A 20,552-nucleotide genomic window follows, 5' to 3' on the forward strand; every position below is an offset into this window, starting at 1 on the left:
GCACTATTAAGATTATAGCATAAATTTTTAATTCGTCAACTATTTTTACTATATTTATACAAGAATTTTGTCCTAAATAGAATTAGTATTAAAAAATATACCTTTTCTATTTAGCTCTTATTTTAACTGGCCTTTTAATATCTCGCTTACTTTACCAATTGCAGTATCAATTCCTGCTGGATTTTTACCACCGGCCTGAGCCATATTAGGGCGTCCACCGCCGCCACCTCCAACGAAAGATGCGATTTCTTTGATCAGATTACCTGCATGAGCACCTTTTGCCATTGGACCATCTGTTGCCATTGCAAGAAGTGACACCTTATCTTCCATTGTAGATGCAAGAACGATTACTCCTTCTCCTAATTTATCTTTTAATTGATCCCCAAGATTACGAAGTCCATTCATATCAATGTCAGGGACTTTAGCAGCCAGTAATTTTACTCCATCCACATCAACCACCTGGTCCATAACATCACCAAGTGCATCTTTGGCTAATTTATTCTTTAATTTCTCATTTTCAGAATGAAGTGCTTTTACCTCTTCCTGTAATGCTTCGATCTTCTTCGTTAATTCAGCCGGTTCTGTCTTGGCAATTTTTGCTGCAATATTCAATTCTTTTTCAATTTCTCTATAATATTCAAATACACCTGTACCTGTCAATGCTTCAATTCTTCTCACACCAGCTGCAATACCAGTCTCTGACAATATTTTAAAAGTGGTAATAGAACCTGTATTCCTTACATGAGTACCGCCACAAAGTTCCTTGCTGAATTCTCCCATGGATATAACTCTGACAGTTTCACCGTATTTTTCACCAAACAGTGCCATAGCTCCCGTCTTTTTCGCTTCATCGATTGTCATAAGCTCTGTCTTTACTGATAAATCAGCCATAATTTCCCGGTTAACAATTTCTTCTACTTTCTCGATTTCTTCTTTTGTCAATCCGGAGAAATGAGTGAAATCAAAACGTAAACGTTCACTTGATACAAGGGAACCAGCCTGTTCGACATGAGGACCCAGGACTGTTTTTAAAGCTTTTTGTAAAAGGTGAGTCGCACTATGATTTTTGCCGGTCGCAATTCTTCTTTCACTATCAACCACTAAAGTAACATTCTCATTCAGTTTAAAGATACCTTGCGTTACCACTCCAACATGTCCGATCTTACCGCCTTGAAGTTTAATTGTATCGTTTACAATGAATTCAGCATTCGTAGTTTTAATAATACCAGTATCCGCAACCTGACCACCGCTTGTTGCATAGAAAGGAGTTTCATCTACTATGATTGTTCCCTCCTGACCTGCAATCAATTCCTCTACAATATCAGTTTCAGTTGTTAATACTAAGATCTTTGAGGAATATTCTAAATAATCATAACCTACAAATTCAGATGTAATCGATGGATCGATCTGCTGATATACGGTAACGTCCGCTCCCATATAATTAGTTGTGCTACGGGCATTTCTTGCTGTTTGTCTTTGGACATTCATAGCTTCATTAAATCCAGCTTCATCAACACTGAATCCTTTTTCTTCAAGAATTTCTTTTGTCAGATCCAGAGGGAATCCATAGGTATCATATAATTTAAATGCATCTTCACCAGATAATACTTTTCCATCTGATTTGTTAAGTTCTTCTTCAAGTTCAGATAAGATATTTAAACCTTGATCGATTGTCTTATTAAAGTTGTCTTCTTCAATCGTTAATAGTTTGAAAATATAATCTTTCTTCTCCTCTAATTCAGGATAACCATCTTTTGAAGTTTCAATTACAGTTTTACTAAGGGTTGCAAGGAATCTTCCTTCAACACCAAGTAATCTGCCATGACGTGCTGCACGTCTTAATAATCTTCTAAGAACATATCCTCTTCCTTCATTAGATGGAATAATACCGTCAGAAATCATAAATGTAACAGAACGGATATGATCTGTAATCAATCGAATTGAGATATCTTTATTTGCATCTTCCTGATATGTTATATGCGCAATTTCACATACTTTATCCCTTAACGCTTTAATTGTATCTACATCAAAAATAGATGGAACATCCTGAACGATTGTTGCAAGTCTCTCAAGCCCCATACCTGTATCAATATTCTTTTGTTCCAGTTCTGTGTAATTACCATTACCATCACTTTCAAACTGAGTGAATACATTATTCCATACTTCAATATAACGGTCACATTCACAACCTACGGTACATCCTGGTTCACCGCAACCATACTTTTCACCCCGGTCGTAATAAATCTCTGAACATGGACCACAAGGACCAGCTCCATGTTCCCAGAAATTATCTGCTTTTCCAAAACGGAAGATTCTCTCCGGTGCAATTCCGATCTCTTTATTCCATATATCAAAAGCTTCATCATCTTCTTCATATACAGACGGATAAAGTCTGTCTGGATCAAGCCCAACTACTTCTGTAAAAAATTCCCACGACCAGGCAATTGCTTCATTCTTGAAATAATCTCCAAAAGAAAAATTACCCAACATCTCAAAAAAAGTACCATGGCGAGCTGTTTTACCGACATTTTCAATATCTCCAGTACGAATACATTTCTGGCAAGTGGTTACTCTCTTTCTTGGTGGTATCTCTTGTCCTGTAAAATATGGCTTTAGAGGTGCCATTCCTGAATTAATTAATAATAAACTTTTGTCATTATGTGGAACTAAAGAAAAACTGTTCATTTTAAGATGATCTTTGCTTTCAAAGAAATCTAAAAACATTTTTCTTAATTCATTAAGTCCGTACTGTTTCACTATTATTTGCCTCCTAAGTATCATATATAAAGTTAAAACTTTACAAATTAGTATTTCTACATCGTAAATTATACGTATATATTGCTAGTTATCTATTATAAATATTAATTTAATTTTTGTCAATGAAACTGTGATTCATATATTTACATTATATGGTGTCTGTGCTAAACTAAATACAAGTTTGCTGTCAGCCAAATGCTGAATCTTTATTCCTCACATTCAACACGTGGAGGATACTTATGTATAAAAAATTCTTATTATCTGTCTTATTATGTTTTTCAGTAATAACTCTGTGTTCACCAAGTCAGGCCATATCGGCATATTCATTAAAATCCATCCCCTTTGTCATCCTGTCCAACTATAGAGTGACCGCTGATATTGGTGAGGAATTCTATATTCTCGCAGTTACTTCCAATGGGAAAAAGCCTACATGGAAAAGCAGTGATTCAAAAATAGCTTCTGTTAATACCTACGGAAAAGTTATCACCAGGAAAGCCGGAGCAGCTACTATTACCGCTAAGATTAATAATGCAGAAGCCTCTTGTAAAATTACTGTGAATAAAACTAAAATAGTCATTAGCGCCGGGAGCGCATCTATCGAACGGGACGAAACGGTGAGACTTTCTGCCACTACCTCAAATAACTCCCAGGTCATCTGGAAAAGCGAAAAAAGAAGCATTGCCATTGTGGATGAAAGAGGAAGGGTAACCGGCTTAAAACCTGGGCAGGCCACAATTACTGCTACTGCTGACGGCAGTAGTGCAACTTGCAAGATCACCGTAAAATCTCCAACAATAAAACTTAGCCAAACAACCATAAAACTATATCGTGGTCAATCAGCTAAGTTATCTGCTATCGTATCTTCAAAAGTAAATCCCAAATGGAAAACAAATAAAAAAAGTATTGCTATCATCGATGAACAGGGAGTCATAACAGCACAAAAAAATGGAACTGCCATTATATCAGCAACTGTGGATGACGTCACAAAAACCTGCGAGATCATTGTATTAAAACCTGATATTACTTTAAATCGAACAACTCTAAGTTTAAAGAAAGGATCCAGTACTACTATTTCTGCAACTGTTTCTTCAGGTAACCTGCCTGTCTGGTCTTCCAGCAATCCTAATATTGTAAGGGTAAATTCATATGGAAAAATAACAGCACTGGAAAAAGGAAAAGCCTATATCTATGTTTCTGAAGATGGAACAAAGGTAAGGTGTACAATTCAAGTAACAGAATAATCAATGAGAGGAATAAACAGCAAACTTTTAACGCCTATGGGCCAGTTCTTTTATTACATCATTCCAATCAAGATCACATTCAGCCATTAATACCATCATATGATATAAAAAATCTGAAATTTCATATTTCAATTCTTCTGCATCTGGATTCTTGGCAGCAATTACGATCTCTGTTGCTTCTTCACCACATTTTTTAAGAATCTTATCAATTCCTTTGTCAAACAAATAATTTGTATAAGAACCTTCTTTGGGATTGTTCTTCCGATCTATAATCGTGTCATAGATATCTTGAAATACAGCTAATGGATTCGTCTCATTGTATTCTTTCCTGACAAGGTCTGTATAAAAACAAGTTTTGTTTCCCGTATGACAAGCCGCACCAATCTGCTTTACTTTCGCTAATATCGTGTCTTTGTCACAATCTAAACTTAAAGATTTCACATATTGAAAATGTCCGGAAGTTAACCCTTTTGTCCATAATTCATTTCTACTTCTGCTATAATAAGTCATTTTCCCTGTAGAAACAGTCATATTGTAGGATTCTTCATTCATATAGGCTAACATTAAAACTTCACTGGTTTTATAATCCTGTACTACTACAGGAATCAATCCATCTTGATTTTGTTTAAATTCACTAAATTTCATAGAACTTTCAAATGTATTCATTAAAACATCTTTATTCTTTAATGCTATTTTAGCTTTCATCATATCTTTACTATCCACTAAGGCTAAACTATTCACTTCATTATTTTCAAAATAATTCGTTGCGACTCCAAGTACATTATTCATTGTTATCAATTCATATAGATCATTCTTTGAAAGGGAATCCCGAATCAATATGGGTAATGCAATTTTTTGAATTAACTGCTTCATGGATTCTGTAACTGAAATATGTTTCAACATGAGCCCGCAAACGCCTTTTTCTCTATATTCGTTTGCCAGCTCTTGTGTCAGTGTTTCATTATTATCTACTTCAATAATTATTTTATCTGTTCCAAACCGGTCTGCTGCTTCCTTGATGACTGAGTTTTCTTGTATTAAGGAATTCTTTATAAGAACTTTATTCGCACCGGTATATAAAGCTTTTTTAATATCTTCAAAGCGGCTTACATAAAGACCAATATTTAAGGGTATATCAATTTGTTTTGTAATTGCTTTTGCAACCCTTAATAATTTTTCTTTTGATCCATCATCCTTTGAATAATCATATATTAAGATTTCATCTGCTCCTGAATTATCATAATTAATTGCAAGGCGGATTATATTAGCCTCCAACTCATTCTGGGCATCAATATAAGAAATTATCTTTTTATAAGACATTGTTATTCTCCTTTTTCAAAAAGCTCAATAGCATCTTTTAAATCAAATCGTTTCTCATATAGAGCTTTCCCGATAATTGTTCCTTGAACATTAATATCTGTTAATTTTTCCAGGTCTTTTAATGATGAAATTCCTCCTGAAGCAATGATATCCACTCCAGTAGCATCTACCATTACCCGGGTATGCTCAATATTAGGTCCCTGTAACATTCCGTCTTTCGATATATCTGTATATATAATTGTTTTTACACCTATTTCTTTCATCTGCAATCCTAAGGTAACAGCATTATAATTACTTACTTTCTCCCAGCCTTCAATTGCAACCATTCCATCTTTCGCATCGATTCCTATTACGATTCTGTCTGCACCAAAATTGCTGATTGCTTCTTTTATGAAAGCAGGATTCTCTACCGCCTTTGTTCCAATAATCACTCTTGCCACACCAAGGTTTAATTTACTTTCAATATCGTTAATGGTCCGAATACCTCCTCCAACCTGAATTGGTACAGAAACTTCATTCACGATTTCTTTAATGGTATCTTCATTTACAGAACGTCCTGCTAATGCCCCATCTAAATCTACAAGATGAATATATGTTGCTCCCATTGCCTCCCATTGTTTTGCTACTTTGGATGGTGTTTGTGAATAGATCTCAACGTCGTGAAATTGACCTTGCCTTAATCTGACACATTGTCCGTTCTTAATATCTATTGCAGGATATAATTGCATATAAACACCTCTTTCTTATAATGTACCTTTTGTGGAAAGAACTTCTGTAATTCTATCATCATATTTTGTAGCTTCATCTAATGCTTTGGCAAATGCTTTGAACATTGCTTCAATTATATGATGATTATTCGCTCCATCAAGCATCTTTATATGTAAATTCATGCCTGCAGAATAAGAAACTGCGTAAAAGAATTCTTTGACCATCTCTGTATCCATATAACCTACCCTGTCAGCAGTAAATTCACCATTATAAACAAGGTATGGTCTTCCAGAAAGATCAAGGGCACATAATACTAAAGCTTCATCCATTGGTAATATAAAGGATCCATATCTTTTTATTCCTTTTTTGTCACCCAGGGCTTCTTTTAATGCTTCTCCCAAGACAATCCCTATATCTTCTATTGTATGATGGGAATCTACATATAAGTCACCTTTGGCCACTAAATTCATATTGAAAAATCCATGTCTTGTAAAGCTATGAAGCATATGATCAAAGAAACCAATCCCTGTATCAATTTGAGCTTTTCCAGTTCCATCAATATTAAATTCCAAATGAATATCTGTTTCATTTGTTTTACGATTTCTTATTGCTATTCTTTCAGTCATATGTTTTCCCTTCCTTCTAATATTTGATTTAATGTCAAAGCTCTTTTTATTTTTCGAACCTTACTGCAATTGAATTGGCATGAGCAGTAAGCCTTTCAGCATTTGCAAATGTAATAATATCTTTATGGATTGGTTCAAGAGCTTCTCTTGAATAAGAGATGATACTTGATTTTTTTATAAAATCATCTACGCTAAGTGGTGAGAAGAATTTCGCAGTTCCATTCGTTGGAAGTACATGATTTGGTCCTGCAAAATAATCACCAAGTGGCTCACTACTATATTCCCCAAGGAAAATTGCTCCTGCATTTTTTATCTTGGTCATTATATGAAAAGGATCTTTCGTAATGATCTCAAGATGTTCCGAAGCGATTTCATTCGCTACTTCTATGGATTCCTCTATGGTGTCTGTAAGTAAAATATAACCAAAATTATCTAAAGATTTCACGATAATCTCTTTTCTTGACAATATTTTAATGAATTCATCTACCTCTTGTGACACTTTATCTGCTAATTCTACACTTGTAGTAACAAGAATGGAAGATGCCAATTCATCATGCTCAGCCTGTGATAAAAGATCGGCAGCAATATATCTTGGATTGGCTGTTTCATCAGCGATCACAAGAATTTCACTTGGTCCTGCTATGGAATCAATGCTTACATGGCCATATACTGCTTTTTTAGCAAGGGCAACATAAATGTTACCAGGTCCAACGATTTTATCCACTTTTTGAATACTTTGTGTTCCATGAGCCAATGCTGCAATCGCCTGGGCTCCACCAACTTTATAAATTTCAGTCACTCCGGCTTCTTTAGCGGCAACTAAAGTTCCTGGATATACTTTACCATCCTTATCTGGAGGCGTTGTCATTGCAATCCGTTCTACCCCTGCTACTTTTGCCGGAATTACATTCATTAGTACAGAAGAAGGATAAGCAGCTTTTCCACCGGGAACATATACTCCAACACTTTCTAACGGCGTGACTTTCTGTCCAAGAATAGTTCCGTTTGGTGCGCTGTCAAACCAACTATATTGTTTCTGCTTCCCATGATAATCAAGAATATTTTCTTTTGCTCTTCGAATAACTTCTACAAGTGTAGAATCAACGGCTTGATAAGCTTCTTCTATTTCTTCTTGTGTTACTCTTATGTTACCGGCGTTTATGAATGCACCATCAAATTTCTGTGTATAATCAAATAAAGCCTTATCTTTCTTCTCTTTTACCTGATTAATTATATCAGTAACCTTATCTGCATATTCCTCGTATTGGTTGGGGCTGCGTTTTAATAAATCTTCTATTAGATTCTTCTTAGATTCTTCATTTAATTTAATGATCCTCATAATATTCCTCCCAGTAAAGAACAACTATCCAGTAATAATATTCTTTAAATCGTTCATAATCTTAGTGATTCTTTCATGTTCCATTTTCATGCTTACCTGGTTTACTACTACCCTTGCTGATAATGGACAGATCTCTTCTAACACTTCCAGCCCATTATCACGCAGTGTAGATCCTGTCTCAACGATATCTACAATTACTTCTGATAATCCAACAATAGGTGCCAATTCAATGGAGCCATTCAGTTTAATAATCTCAACTGTCTGATGTTTCCTATTATAAAAATAATCTTTTGCAATATTAGGGTATTTTGTTGCAACCCGGATAAGTTCCCCGTGATGTAATAACTCTTTCGCTTCCTTTGGTCCTGCAACGCACATTCTGCATTTACCCAGACCTAAGTCGACAACTTCATATAGTTTTCTGCCTTCTTCCAGGATTGTATCCTTTCCCACAACTCCTATATCAGCAGCACCATATTCTACATAAGTCGGTACATCTGTAGCTTTCGCCAGAAAGAATTTTAATTTTAATTCTTCATTTACAAAAATTAATTTTCTGGAATCCGGATCTTTCATCTCTTCACAGGTAATTCCGATCTGTTCGAGCAATTCTAATGTTTTATTAGCTAAACGTCCTTTGGCAAGGGCGAATGTTAAATATCTCATATTTAACCTCCTGAACTAAGTAGACTAAAGGCTTACTTGACTTGATTTAGCACTCTCTATAAATATGAAAACTTTTTACAATTATTTCATTCAAAATCTTTAAATCTTGCATCCTTAATCGTATCCGTTTGCAAGTCTATTACTTTAATAAGATTATCTTCCTTAATATATAAAACGCCTCCGATTCCATGGACTTTTCCATAATTCATATAATCCTGGATATCATGGACTGGATTTTTTAAAAGTAATTCGACATTCATACCATCGTTTCTAAAATGTGTCGCAAGATTTATGGCAAAACTTCGATAATCTGTTTCATATAGAATTAATGTATTCCTGTCTTCAATTGGAATCTCTATCTTCTGTCTTGAAAGAGCTATCATTAATTGATTGGTCACTATTGCAACTCCAATGGCTGGAGCATCTTTTCCGAACTGTCTCACAAGATTATCATATCGGCCTCCCGTGGCAATGGCATCCCCGGTTCCATAAGTATATGCTCTGAATATGATACCGGTATAGTAGTTATATTTGCTCAACATACCAAGATCAAATGTAACATAATCACCATAGCCATAAGTAACTAATATATCATACAGTTCTTCCAATCGTTCAATAGCCTTTAAAGCTCTTTCATTCTTTGTCATTGTTTTAGCGCTTATCAGGTTTTCTATATTACCAAACAATTTAGGAAGCTGTAAGAATACTTCTTTTAGTTCTTTTGTAATGTCTTTGCTGGAAACTAAAGCTTCCACTCCAAACAAATTCTTATTCTCAATTAAGATACGAAGCTGTTCTACTTCCTCTTCTTCAAACTTTGCTTCTTCTGCCAGACCTTTAAAGAAATCTGCCTGACCTATCTCTAGCTGAAATTCTTTTAATCCTGCATCTAATAAACAGGATATGGTAAGAGCTATCATTTCTGCATCTGCTTCTACTGTATCATCATTGATCAATTCTGCCCCTAATTGAGTGGTTTCCTTTAATTTGCCCTGATAGCTGGTATTATTAATAAAGGTATTCTGAGTATAACAAAGTCTGATTGGAAGTTTTTCATCTTTATAATACTTTGCCGCACAACGTGCAATAGATGGAGTAATATCAGGTCTAAGTACAAGGGTATTCCCGTCCCTGTCAAAAAATTTATACATTTCCTTAGAAGCTATGGTCCCTCTCTCTTTATTAAATATATCAAAGAATTCAAAAGTAGGAGTTTGTATATCTTTAAAGCCATAGAGACTCATAACCTGATGCATATTGTTTTCAAGTAATAATTTTCTTTGGCATTCACTATTATAGATATCTCTTACACCTTCTGGCGTATGCAATATTTTTTCAATCATATTACTACCTCACAAATTCGTTTATAAATTTAACATTTCACTATGTATCTTCATTTAGCCTTTGTTCTCTGAACTATGTATGAGTAAATGAAATATAATATTTACTTTACTGCGTCAGTGTGATAATCTGATAATTCGCTACCATGATAAATATTTACTTATTATAACGAATCTGAAAAAAGTTGTCAATCATTTAATTATTTTTCTTGTCTATTCTCAAGATCTGAGTTTAATAATTCAAGATAATGTACAAAAACACCATTATGAGTAGATATCTGATAATATGGATCTAATTCTTCGAATTTAAAACTTTTCCTGCCTCCGTTCATGGCTCTGTTCCAAAACTCATATAAATTTTGGAAGGTCAAATAATAAAATACATCCTTTGCAGAAAAATAAATCAGAACAAATGATATCCCGCCTTGTTCCTCAAATTCTTTCATGAATTCTATCTGGTGTCCATGTATATTCTGCAGAGGGAATGTGCTCGTCGCAGTTTCTTTTGCATCAAAGCAAACTGGGATTCCCTGTACAGAGCCAATATAGTCCACCGTGCTCTTCTGCTCAAAATAAGCTAATGTAATATGTCTGTTATCCTTATCTATATTGATTGGTTTAATGGGAGTTGGTATTTTCTGTATCAATGCCAACTTATTGCTGCGATATTTTTCATTTGTCAGATTAATTAATTCTTCTAAAGTAGACCCTCTAAGTCCCCTGGAATTCCATGAAGGCATCTCCTTACTCCCCTTTCCTTTTTATGAATAATTCCTATTTAAATACTGTAAAACAGTTTAAAATATATCATTCTTTATCCTGGAAAATTGATCTGGTAATTCAGCTATAAATTCTTTCCCTGATAAATATGAAAATTCATTCTTAAATTCAGGGAAAATCAACTTATAGGAATGAAGCAGCTGATATTCTAAATGATAATTTTTCTTAAAAAATTCATTTACAGTTCGATTACCATATTTAAAATCCCCTATAATCGGATGATCTATACTTGATAAATGGGCCCTGATCTGGTGTGAGCGGCCAGTAATCAGTTTCACTTCAAGAAGAGAATGTTCGCTGTTTAATTCAAGTGGTTCATATTCCGTTTGAATGAATATTCCTTCTTTCCTTTTTTCTTTGGTCACAGTCACTTTATTTGTTTTTTTATCTTTCACAAGATAACCTTCAATATATTGTTTCTTTGAAATTGTTCCTTTTACAATACATTTATAATATTTATGAATACTTCTATCACGAAAAACTTCTGCCATAGTTTGCAGAGAAGTCAATGTTTTGCCGGCGACTACAATACCACTTGTATTCCGGTCCAAACGATTACAAATGCCAGGTTTAAAACTTTTTAAATCATTTTCTGTTATTTGTCCTGTATCTAAAAGATAGGATATGATATGTTCCACTAATGAAACATCCTCTTTTGAAGCTTTTTGAGATAGCAGGCCGGTTGGTTTATTAATGATAAGTATATTCTTATCCTCATATATGATATTTAAATTATGGGATACTTTATCTACTTTTAATTCACTGAATTTATCAACAGTTTCATCTGCTAAGAATAATTTGATTTCGTCATCCATATTCAGTTTTTCAGAGCCATCCGCTTTTTTTCCATTAAGAGTAATATTTTTTTTACGAAGCATTTTATATATAAAACTTTTCGGTGCCAGATTAAGATATTTACATAATAATTTATCCAGCCTCTGTCCTGCTTCATTCACTGATACATTTATAATCTTCAAAATAAAAATTCCTTTCTGCAGATCAAACAGTCATTCTATATTCCATAAGTTAAAATATGGTTCTTCATATTTTCTAATACTGTTTTATTACTTGTATTCCCATCTATGGTACTTATTCGATTGATAAATGTCTTATAATCACTAAAAATTTTAACATGGCAATGATAATCCTGATTTTTCATTACTTTACTGAGATAATTTTCAATATAATTTATATCTTGTTTTTCTTTTTTTGTTATTCCGATTATATTATCTTCCGTAATAAACATGAAATCAAGATTCATTACTTTCTCTGTTGAAGTCAATACAAGATCTGTTAAAAGAATGGAATCACTTGTGATATATTTTTCAACTTCTTTCATTTTTTCCAAAGAAACTGTTTTAAATGGTGCAACTACAATAAATGAAGTAAAAGCTTTCGATGCCGGAAGGACCATTAAAACAGCTATTATAGTGAAAACATTATTCTTTTGCTCATTATTTAGATAATAACCAATCACATAGATTATAATCGCAATTAATAATAAACCAATGGATAAACCAAGTTGAAATATTTTTTTCTTTTTTATATATCCATACGTACCTTTTTTCATATATACTCCTTGCATTCATTAGAAACTTATCTTATTTTCTTTTTATATTCCTATTAGAATTTTTATTTACAGCAGTCTTATTTCTCAGGTTTTTATTTCTTGTATCTTCATTTCTCGTATTTTTACTTTTTGTCCTTTTTTCTTCCATACTTTTACCGGAATGTTTCTTTCCTGTATTTTTATTTGAACCAAATTTCCTTGGTTTGATTAAACAGTTCTTATCAAATCCGATTAAATCCGTTCTATTAGCACTTCTTAAAGCTTCTGCCACCAAATCATAATTATCAGGATTACGGTATTGAATTAAAGCTCTTTGCATTGCTTTCTCATGAGGGGATTTAGGCACATATACCGGCTCCAAAGTCCTAGGGTCAAGTTCAGTATAATACATGCACGTGGATATAGTAGATGGTGTAGGATAAAAATCCTGTACCTGCTCCGGCATATAACCTAAATCTCTTAAATATTCCGCTAATTCAACCGCTTCTTTCATTGTGGAACCAGGATGGGAAGACATCAGATATGGTACCACAAACTGCTTCATCCCCAGCTTTTCATTTGTTTTTTTATATTTATTTAAAAAATTTTCATATACAGAATTGTTTGGTTTTCCCATTAGTTTCAAAACATTGTCACTAATATGTTCCGGTGCAACTTTTAATTGGCCGCTAACATGATGATCGCATAATTCACTCATAAATGTACTATCTTTATCACTAACCAGGTAATCAAAGCGAATTCCTGAACGGATAAATACTTTTTTGACTCTCGGCAGATTACGAAGTTTTCTAAGTAAAGATAAATAATCTTTATGATCAATATCTAAGTTTTTACAAGGATTTGGAAATAAACATTGTTTATTGGTACAGGCGCCCTTGGTAAATTGCTTTTTGCAGGCAGCATGTCTGAAATTAGCAGTAGGCCCTCCAACATCGTTGATATATCCCTTAAAATCTTTATCACTGATTAATATTTTAGCTTCATTAATAATGGAATCGTGGCTTCTCGTTTGAACAATCCTTCCTTGATGAAACGTTAATGCACAAAAATTACAACCTCCAAAGCATCCTCTATTGCTTACTAAGCTAAATCTTAATTCATCAATGGCAGGAATTCCGCCAAGTTTTTTATAAACAGGATGGTACTCTCTCACATATGGCAAGGCATAAATATCATCCATCTCATCCTCAGTTAATGGTTTTGATGGTGGGTTTTGTACCACATATTCTGTATCTTTATATTTTTCTACAAGTCTTTTCCCTGAAAAAGGATCTGTATTGATATATTGAAGATAAAAACTTCTGGCAAACTCTTTTTTATCTTTTAATATAGTATCATAAGCAGGAAGAATTATTGGTTCGTAAACAGAGGATAAATCTTTTGTTTTATAAACTGTTCCATCAATAAATGTAATATCCTGAATATCTATTCCACTGGCTAATGCATCTGCTATTTCGACCATGGATTTTTCTCCCATGCCATAGGAAATAATATTCGCCCCTGAGTCAAGAAGAATTGATCGTTTTACTTTGTCACTCCAATAATCATAATGAGCTAATCTTCTTAGACTTGCTTCTATGCCCCCTATAATAATTGGTATCTTTTTATATACTTTTCTTATTAGGTTACAGTAAACAATGGTAGCCCGGTCAGGTCTCAGACCCATAATCCCGCCGGGGGAATAATAGTCTTTTTGCCTTCTTTTTTTGGCAACGGAATAATGATTTACCATTGTATCCATATTTCCGCCACATACCAGGAAACCAAGCCGGGGTTGTCCCAGGATTGTAATGCTTTCTTCTACTTTCCAGTCTGGCTGGGCTATCATTCCAACTTTATAGCCATAGGATTCTAAGACCCTGCTTATAATTGCAGGACCAAAAGAAGGATGGTCTACATACGCATCTCCGATTACAAATACAAAATCAAGCTGCTCCCATCCTCTTATTTTCATATCTTCTTTGCTAATTGGCAAAAAATCTTTATTCATATTATTTTATCCTCTTAAATTACATACTGCAGATTTTCAAAAGAACCACTCATTATGTCGTGGTAGCTTCGAATATGATAATCCGCAACTCTTCTAAGTTTATCTATATCCCTTAGGGAATGTTCATCATATACATTACAAACTTTCATATTGGCATTCTTTCCCCCCAATACACCCTGTAATACATCTTCAAAGACGAGACAGTTTCCTGGAGCTACTTCAAGTTCTTTTGCCACTAACAGATAAATATCAGGTGATGGTTTCCCTTTGGGTACTTCATTGGAATTCCTAATAGTCTTAAAATAGGAAGAAATATTATATTTTTCTACTATCAGGTTAATTAATTCCTTGGAATTGCTGGATGCAATACCACAAGGTATACTATTATCTTTCAGATGATCAAGAAAATCTATCACTCCTTCTTTTAATGGAACCTGAGTAGCATATTTATTCCAGGCCATATTATTCCATATGTCCTGTATCTCTTTGATCGATTCTTTTAACTGAAAGCGCTCTTTGAAATAATTCGCTGTTTCATCAAAACTCATTCCTTCAATCTTGCCTTGAAGGTCATCTGGAAGTTCTATATTATATTGATTTAAGAACTCTTTATCTATATCGTGCCACATCCACATAGAATCAACCAGCGTTCCATCCAGGTCAAATATGACACCACTAACATTCGTTAACATAACTTATCTCCTTATCTATCCAATAACTGATTCTTTCGTATCTTTTAATAAAAGAATTTCTTCTTCCAATAAAGAGCGGTATTCTCCATTTTTTAATTCTGGATCAATAATCAATGGTCCCATAGATAATCTCTTAAGATATACTACTTCTTTATCTACCTTTTGAAACATTCGTTTTATCTGATGGAATTTTCCTTCATATATGGTAACTTCTACTTCTGAGACTTCTCCTGTCTTTAAAATTTTTAAATCTGCAGGCAGTGTTGTAAAATCATCTTCTAATTGAATTCCTTTTTGAAACATTTCAACATCTATATTATTTACATGACCTTTTACTTTTGCAAAATAGGTTTTTGATACATGTTTTTTTGGAGATAGTAATTGATGTGCCAGTTCCCCATCATTGGTAATCAGTAAAAGTCCTTCTGTATCTTTATCTAATCTGCCTACAGGAAATAAATCTTTTTTATTGGATGTAGTAATTAATTCAATTACTGTTTTACTTACATTATCAATAGTAGCCGATACGACCCCTGCCGGTTTATTAAGCATATAATATTCATACTTTTGAAATTTAAGATTTTGATTATCAAATTTAATTTTATCATCATTTACTCTTATTTTCAAATCAGGGCTTTTCGCAATAACTCCATTTACAGTTACTCTGCCCTTCTTAATATAGCCTTTCACTTCACTTCTTGTCCCAATATTCATATCGCACAGGTATTTATCTAATCTAAATATTTCTTTCATGAAAGCCATCTCCATCCAGGATAATATTTATTCTTTAGGGTTGTGCCGGATAATTTCCCCCAGCCAAGAGGATATCCATCTACACACAAAAGATTCCATCCAGATTCGAATTCATTTTCTACCTCAATAGTTTCTCCTTTAAGATATCTAATCACATTAGGATCATCCCCAGATAGATTAATTACTCTATTATATTCATTCATCTTTAAGGCACTTGCAAAAGCCTGACTGGGTTCAAAGCGATTTTTCTTAACATCACCAATATATAAGCCGGACCTTAATATTCTCAACCCTTTCATGGAAACCATATCTTCCGGAAGATAATAGATCCTGTCTTCAATAGATTCAAAGCAATTTTCATTAAAATTAATCTTAACATCTTTTAAAAATGATTTCAATTCTTCTGATATTTTAAATTTCTTTGGTGTATAATTGGGTTTTATTTCAAAGATTTTGTCTTCTTTCTTTTTTAATATCGTTAAAAAATGTCCTTCTCCTTTTACTTTCCAAGGCCAGATTCGGACACATTTATTAAGTTCTTCCTTTTCAGCTTCTAAATCCAGCCATTGTGGTTTCCCGGAATCAAATTGATCATATATATCCAGTTTTATCACTGAAAATTCCGGATGCCTTTCCAAAAGAAATGCAATCGTACCCTCATTCTCCTCTGGTGAAAAAGTACAGGTTGAGTATGCAAGTAAACCGCCTGGTTTTAGCATACAGGCAGCATATTCTATGATTTCTTTTTGTATTTCACTATAATAATCAACGCCAAATTCTTCCCAGTTCTTTGTCATAGATGGTTCCTTTCGAAACATTCCTTCTCCGGAACAGGGAGCATCAATCAAAATCTTATCAAAATATCCTTCAAAATAAGAAACAAGTTTCTTTGGATTTTCACTCATGACAATGGCGTTTCTTACGCCGGACATTTCTATATTTTTTAAAAGTGCTTTTGCTCTTGAATTACTAATATCATTGGATACTAATATGCCCTCTCCATTAAGCTTAGCCGCTAACTCTGTACTCTTACCTCCTGGAGCAGCACATAAATCCAGTACTTTATCCCCTGGTTTCACTTCAAGTGCAGCTGCCGGTGTCATGGCACTGGGCTCTTGAATATAGTAAAGTCCTGCATAATAATATGGGTGTTTTGCTGGCTGGTTTTCCTTTTCATAATAAAATCCATTATTTGTCCAAGGTATGGGTAGGATTTGATAAGGACTTATCTCTTTAAATTCTTTACAGGAAACTTTAAGATTATTTACTCTAAGTCCAGCATAAAAATCCTTATCAAGACTCTCCACATATTGGTCATATTCTTCTTTTAGTAATTCCCTCATTCTGTCGTCAAATTTCTTTGGTAAATTCACTCTATTCTCCTTTACGGAACAAAACATTTAATTCAAACTTTGAGCCCTGTATCCTTCTGAAATAATATCCAGTTCTTTATTAAACCGCTCTAATTGTTCTAAATCTCCACTTTGATAAATTCTATAAAATTCATCTTGAATTTTAATTACTTCTCTTTTGTTGGCTAAACTATATAAATTTTGGATATTCGTTAATATATCCGCCACAATATTCGCTTTAATATTGAAGGAATTCTGTGAATCCATAATCTCACTGCGAACAACTGACATTTCTTCATCTAATACAAGAATTGCATTGGCAGCATTAAGAAGCCGCATCTTAATATGTTCTGGCATATTCTGCTTGTACTTATATTGAAGAGAATGTTCAATCGTAGCCCAGAAATTCATAGCCAGTGTACGGATCTGGATTTCAGCCTGTAACTTTTTCGGTCCTTTTAATGTCTCAACTTTATAATATATAATAATATGATAACTTCGATATCCACTTGCTTTTTGATTGTTAATATAGTCTTTTTCGCTCTTAATCTCCATATCTTCCCGATTACGGATGATGTCCACTACTTTATCAATATCTTCAACAAACTGGCAGATAATACGAATTCCGGCAATGTCTTCTATTTGTGCTTCAATATCTTCTAGATTAACTTTCTTCTTTTGAGCCTTTTCAAGGATACTGGATATTTTTTTTACCCTGCCATCCACTTGTTCAATTGGTGAATACTCTCCGCTTTCCCGGTATTCTTTTATAATGTGATTGAACTTAACAACAAGTTCATCTACTGCTAAAATATATGGATCTAGAATCTTTCTCCATAATTGTATCTCCATATTCCCCACTCCTCATGTCATAATCAGTACTTCTCTTTTAAATACCCCTTAAATACTTCGTATCTTCCCTTACGTTGCACTTATCCATGAAACTCTCACGTCTATGAGACTCTCACGCCTATACTATAAATACTTCGTATTACGCAGATTAGAAGCTCAGAAACTTCGTTTCTTCCCTCGCGTTGCACTTATCCATGAAACTCATGACATTTATACAAGCAAGCTTGATAAATGCCCTGAGTCTCATGGACTAATCTGCTTATCGCGAATATTATACCATATATTTGGTGAAAACGGTATTTTTTAAGAATAATTTAATTTATTTTATGTTACAGTTTGGCTATGCAGAAAGTAGTGCCACTTGCATGTGGTTACTTGCAGGATGCAGCAAAGAGAAATTGAATTTATGGCTGAACTGTAACTGTTTTATTGGGTATTTTTATTGAAATATAATTTATAATCTTCCAGGTATTTTAATACCCAATATGGATTGACACTCATTTCCTTCCCGTTGTCATCCAGATATATACCAAAATGTAAATGAACATCAAATTTACCAGTGGTTCCTACGACTTTAGAATACCCCGTATTCCCCATAAATCCAAGATTTGTTCCGGCAGTAACTACATCCCCTTTTTCTAATTCTTCGTTATAGGAAGCCAGATGTGCATAATAAAAATATGCTCCGCTTTCACTTCGAATACCAATACGGTATCCTCCTTGTTCTAACCATCCTTTTTGCTCAACAACACCATCTGAAACACTAATTACAGGGAAATAGCCCGCTTTATTGTTGCTGGCCATAATATCTGTCCCCTCATGGATTCGATTCCCTCCATAAGTTCGTGGCCTCTTCCATGAATTTTCGTAAGTGACATCTGCCTCCCCTGTAAGATCTTTTGGAACGGGAAAATACCGGATATCTTTAAAGATTGTATTATATTTTTCATAGACATCCCTATAAACTTCACTATTTTTCAAATAACTTATACCATTAATATCATTTAATTGAAACAGTAATCTACTATTGTTATTTATAGAATAGTTGTTCATTAACATATTAAATGTGATAATATCTATTGTTTCCTTATTAAATGAATTTGTTTTATTTTTTGTGAAATCAAGAATTTGTTTCATAGCGTGATCTGAAATCTTTAATTCTCTGAATGTATCTTTACTTTCCCTATAATCTTCTATACTTGAAAGCATATTGACATACATTGTAAGATTATATGTAGTATTGCAAATGATTACATTGCAAAAGATAATAATAAGATATATGCGGGCATTTCGTATAAGTTTAGAATTTAAGGTATTCCTATATCTTTGAATTGATAATCACCACCTAAGATCATAATAGATAACCTATATATTATACGAGCCTTCACTTATAGATAGAACACAATATTGTAAAGTAAAAATTCCGCTGTGCAGAACCATCATGTACTTGCAGGCAGAAAGTAAAAAAACTTCTTGCAAATTCATTTACAAGAAGTTAATACCTGGCTCTATTTTCTCTTATATTCTTTCGTTGATTGTCCGATTACCAATTCAGCATCAAAAGTTTTATGCTCTTTATTCACTTTATTATCAATAATATCAAATAAAATTCTTATAGTCTCCTGAGACATTTCTTCTGCCGGTTGTCTGATTGTAGTAATAGACGGATGATAATAAAAGGAAATATCCAAACCGTCAAAACCAGCGACAGAATAATCATCTGGCACTTTCTTTCCAGATTCAAAAATTGCTTTACAGGCACCAACAGCCATGCTATCAGAAATTGCGTAAATTGCGGTAAACTCTTCCCCGGTCTGCAATAATTCTTTCGTTACTTCATATCCATATTTCATAGAGAATGTCTCCAGGGTGTCATCAACTTGATAACGAACCAGATTTGGATTTGGAGTAATGTTATTATCTATTAATGCTTGCTTAAATCCCCGCAATCTTAATTTACCAATACTTTCATCATCAACTGGTGCTGATATAATTGCAATTTTTTTGTGCCCCAGTTTACACAGGTAATCTGTCATTTTATAACTTTCTTTATAATCATCAACCATTACAGAAGAATAATATTTTTGATCAATCTTTTCAGACACACCGCCTGTACTTAATACAAATGGAACCTTAAGCTGTTTTAATTTCTCAATAGAATGATAGAAATAGCCACCCAAGAATACAATTCCCTTAAGTCTTTTTTCCTTTGCCAATAAAACTGCAAGATCAATTTCATCTTCGTGTTCTTCTACACGATGCAATAAAAAGGAGTATTTTCTGTCTTGTATTTCTGATTCAAATACTTTTAAGATATTATTAAAGAAAGGGTTAGTAATCCCTTTGATAAGAACAGCAATTGTATTAGACTCTGTTCTTTTAAGGTTTCTCGCACTATTATTAGGAATATAATTATATTCTTTTATAACCTGCATGATCTTAGTTTTTGTTTCTTCATTAATATCTGGATGGTTATTAATGGCTCTGGAAACAGTACTAACACCTACCCCGCATTTTTTAGCTATGTCTTTAATTGTGATTGATTCCATACTATATTCTTCCTTTG

18 protein-coding genes are annotated in these 20,552 nt (G+C 33.6%); 1 reads left to right on the forward strand and 17 read right to left on the reverse strand.

Annotated features, from left to right (window positions below; all coding sequences use genetic code 11):
• Nucleotides 1-117: 117 nt before the first annotated feature.
• On the reverse strand, nucleotides 118-2,757 hold the full coding sequence (gene alaS, locus EDD66_RS06615) for an alanine--tRNA ligase (protein WP_123608769.1): 2,640 nt from the start codon (nucleotides 2,755-2,757) through the stop codon (nucleotides 118-120).
• Between the two features lie 239 nt (nucleotides 2,758-2,996).
• On the opposite strand from alaS, the gene EDD66_RS06620 reads away from it, so the two are divergent.
• Nucleotides 2,997-3,998, forward strand: coding sequence for an Ig-like domain-containing protein (locus EDD66_RS06620; RefSeq protein WP_243115317.1), 1,002 nt, complete (start codon nucleotides 2,997-2,999; stop codon nucleotides 3,996-3,998).
• A gap of 27 nt (nucleotides 3,999-4,025) precedes the next feature.
• Here the strand turns inward: EDD66_RS06620 and hisIE are convergent, their stop codons facing one another.
• From hisIE to EDD66_RS06700, 16 genes are all read right to left on the reverse strand, one after another.
• Nucleotides 4,026-5,318 carry a bifunctional phosphoribosyl-AMP cyclohydrolase/phosphoribosyl-ATP diphosphatase HisIE gene (hisIE, locus tag EDD66_RS06625; protein ID WP_123608771.1) on the reverse strand — a complete coding sequence of 431 codons (1,293 nt, stop codon included), beginning with the start codon at nucleotides 5,316-5,318 and terminating at the stop codon, nucleotides 4,026-4,028.
• Between the two features lie 2 nt (nucleotides 5,319-5,320).
• Nucleotides 5,321-6,046, reverse strand: coding sequence for a 1-(5-phosphoribosyl)-5-[(5-phosphoribosylamino)methylideneamino]imidazole-4-carboxamide isomerase (gene hisA, locus EDD66_RS06630; RefSeq protein ID WP_123608772.1), 726 nt, complete (start codon nucleotides 6,044-6,046; stop codon nucleotides 5,321-5,323).
• Nucleotides 6,047-6,061: 15 nt separating this feature from the next.
• On the reverse strand, nucleotides 6,062-6,652 hold the full coding sequence (gene hisB / locus EDD66_RS06635; protein ID WP_123608773.1) for an imidazoleglycerol-phosphate dehydratase HisB: 591 nt from the start codon (nucleotides 6,650-6,652) through the stop codon (nucleotides 6,062-6,064).
• Nucleotides 6,653-6,698: 46 nt separating this feature from the next.
• Nucleotides 6,699-7,991: a histidinol dehydrogenase gene (gene hisD, locus EDD66_RS06640; protein WP_123608774.1), complete on the reverse strand. Its 1,293-nt coding sequence runs from the start codon at nucleotides 7,989-7,991 to the stop codon at nucleotides 6,699-6,701.
• A 24-nt stretch (nucleotides 7,992-8,015) separates the two neighbouring features.
• Complete coding sequence (gene hisG / locus EDD66_RS06645) at nucleotides 8,016-8,657, reverse strand: ATP phosphoribosyltransferase (protein WP_123608775.1); 642 nt, start codon at nucleotides 8,655-8,657, stop codon at nucleotides 8,016-8,018.
• Nucleotides 8,658-8,743: 86 nt separating this feature from the next.
• Complete coding sequence (hisZ, locus tag EDD66_RS06650; RefSeq protein WP_123608776.1) at nucleotides 8,744-10,000, reverse strand: ATP phosphoribosyltransferase regulatory subunit; 1,257 nt, start codon at nucleotides 9,998-10,000, stop codon at nucleotides 8,744-8,746.
• Nucleotides 10,001-10,197: 197 nt separating this feature from the next.
• Nucleotides 10,198-10,737 carry a Holliday junction resolvase RecU gene (locus tag EDD66_RS06655; protein ID WP_123608777.1) on the reverse strand — a complete coding sequence of 180 codons (540 nt, stop codon included), beginning with the start codon at nucleotides 10,735-10,737 and terminating at the stop codon, nucleotides 10,198-10,200.
• 57 nt (nucleotides 10,738-10,794) lie between these two features.
• Nucleotides 10,795-11,754, reverse strand: coding sequence for an RluA family pseudouridine synthase (locus tag EDD66_RS06660; protein ID WP_123608778.1), 960 nt, complete (start codon nucleotides 11,752-11,754; stop codon nucleotides 10,795-10,797).
• Nucleotides 11,755-11,789: 35 nt separating this feature from the next.
• The gene (locus EDD66_RS06665; RefSeq protein WP_123608779.1) at nucleotides 11,790-12,347 is read right to left on the reverse strand and encodes a hypothetical protein; all 558 of its coding nucleotides are present in this window, start codon (nucleotides 12,345-12,347) and stop codon (nucleotides 11,790-11,792) included.
• A 31-nt stretch (nucleotides 12,348-12,378) separates the two neighbouring features.
• Nucleotides 12,379-14,337: a YgiQ family radical SAM protein gene (locus EDD66_RS06670; protein WP_123608780.1), complete on the reverse strand. Its 1,959-nt coding sequence runs from the start codon at nucleotides 14,335-14,337 to the stop codon at nucleotides 12,379-12,381.
• 14 nt (nucleotides 14,338-14,351) lie between these two features.
• A complete protein-coding gene (locus tag EDD66_RS06675; RefSeq protein WP_123608781.1) occupies nucleotides 14,352-15,029 on the reverse strand; it encodes an HAD family hydrolase in 678 nt (225 codons plus the stop codon).
• 15 nt (nucleotides 15,030-15,044) lie between these two features.
• Nucleotides 15,045-15,782, reverse strand: coding sequence for a pseudouridine synthase (locus EDD66_RS06680; RefSeq protein WP_123608782.1), 738 nt, complete (start codon nucleotides 15,780-15,782; stop codon nucleotides 15,045-15,047).
• Nucleotides 15,779-17,155 (reverse strand): RsmF rRNA methyltransferase first C-terminal domain-containing protein, encoded by a 1,377-nt coding sequence (locus EDD66_RS06685; RefSeq protein ID WP_123608783.1) that lies wholly within the window; start codon nucleotides 17,153-17,155, stop codon nucleotides 15,779-15,781. The genes EDD66_RS06680 and EDD66_RS06685 overlap by 4 nt, the downstream gene beginning before the upstream one ends.
• 27 nt (nucleotides 17,156-17,182) lie before the next feature.
• Nucleotides 17,183-17,986, reverse strand: coding sequence for a GTP pyrophosphokinase (locus EDD66_RS06690; protein ID WP_123608784.1), 804 nt, complete (start codon nucleotides 17,984-17,986; stop codon nucleotides 17,183-17,185).
• A 426-nt stretch (nucleotides 17,987-18,412) separates the two neighbouring features.
• Nucleotides 18,413-19,195: a M23 family metallopeptidase gene (locus EDD66_RS06695; protein WP_243115318.1), complete on the reverse strand. Its 783-nt coding sequence runs from the start codon at nucleotides 19,193-19,195 to the stop codon at nucleotides 18,413-18,415.
• Nucleotides 19,196-19,494: 299 nt separating this feature from the next.
• Complete coding sequence (locus EDD66_RS06700) at nucleotides 19,495-20,535, reverse strand: LacI family DNA-binding transcriptional regulator (protein WP_123608786.1); 1,041 nt, start codon at nucleotides 20,533-20,535, stop codon at nucleotides 19,495-19,497.
• Nucleotides 20,536-20,552 lie beyond the last annotated feature (17 nt).

The sequence above is a fragment of the Mobilisporobacter senegalensis genome (assembly GCF_003752155.1).
Taxonomy (GTDB): Bacteria; Bacillota; Clostridia; order Lachnospirales; family Lachnospiraceae; genus Mobilisporobacter; species Mobilisporobacter senegalensis.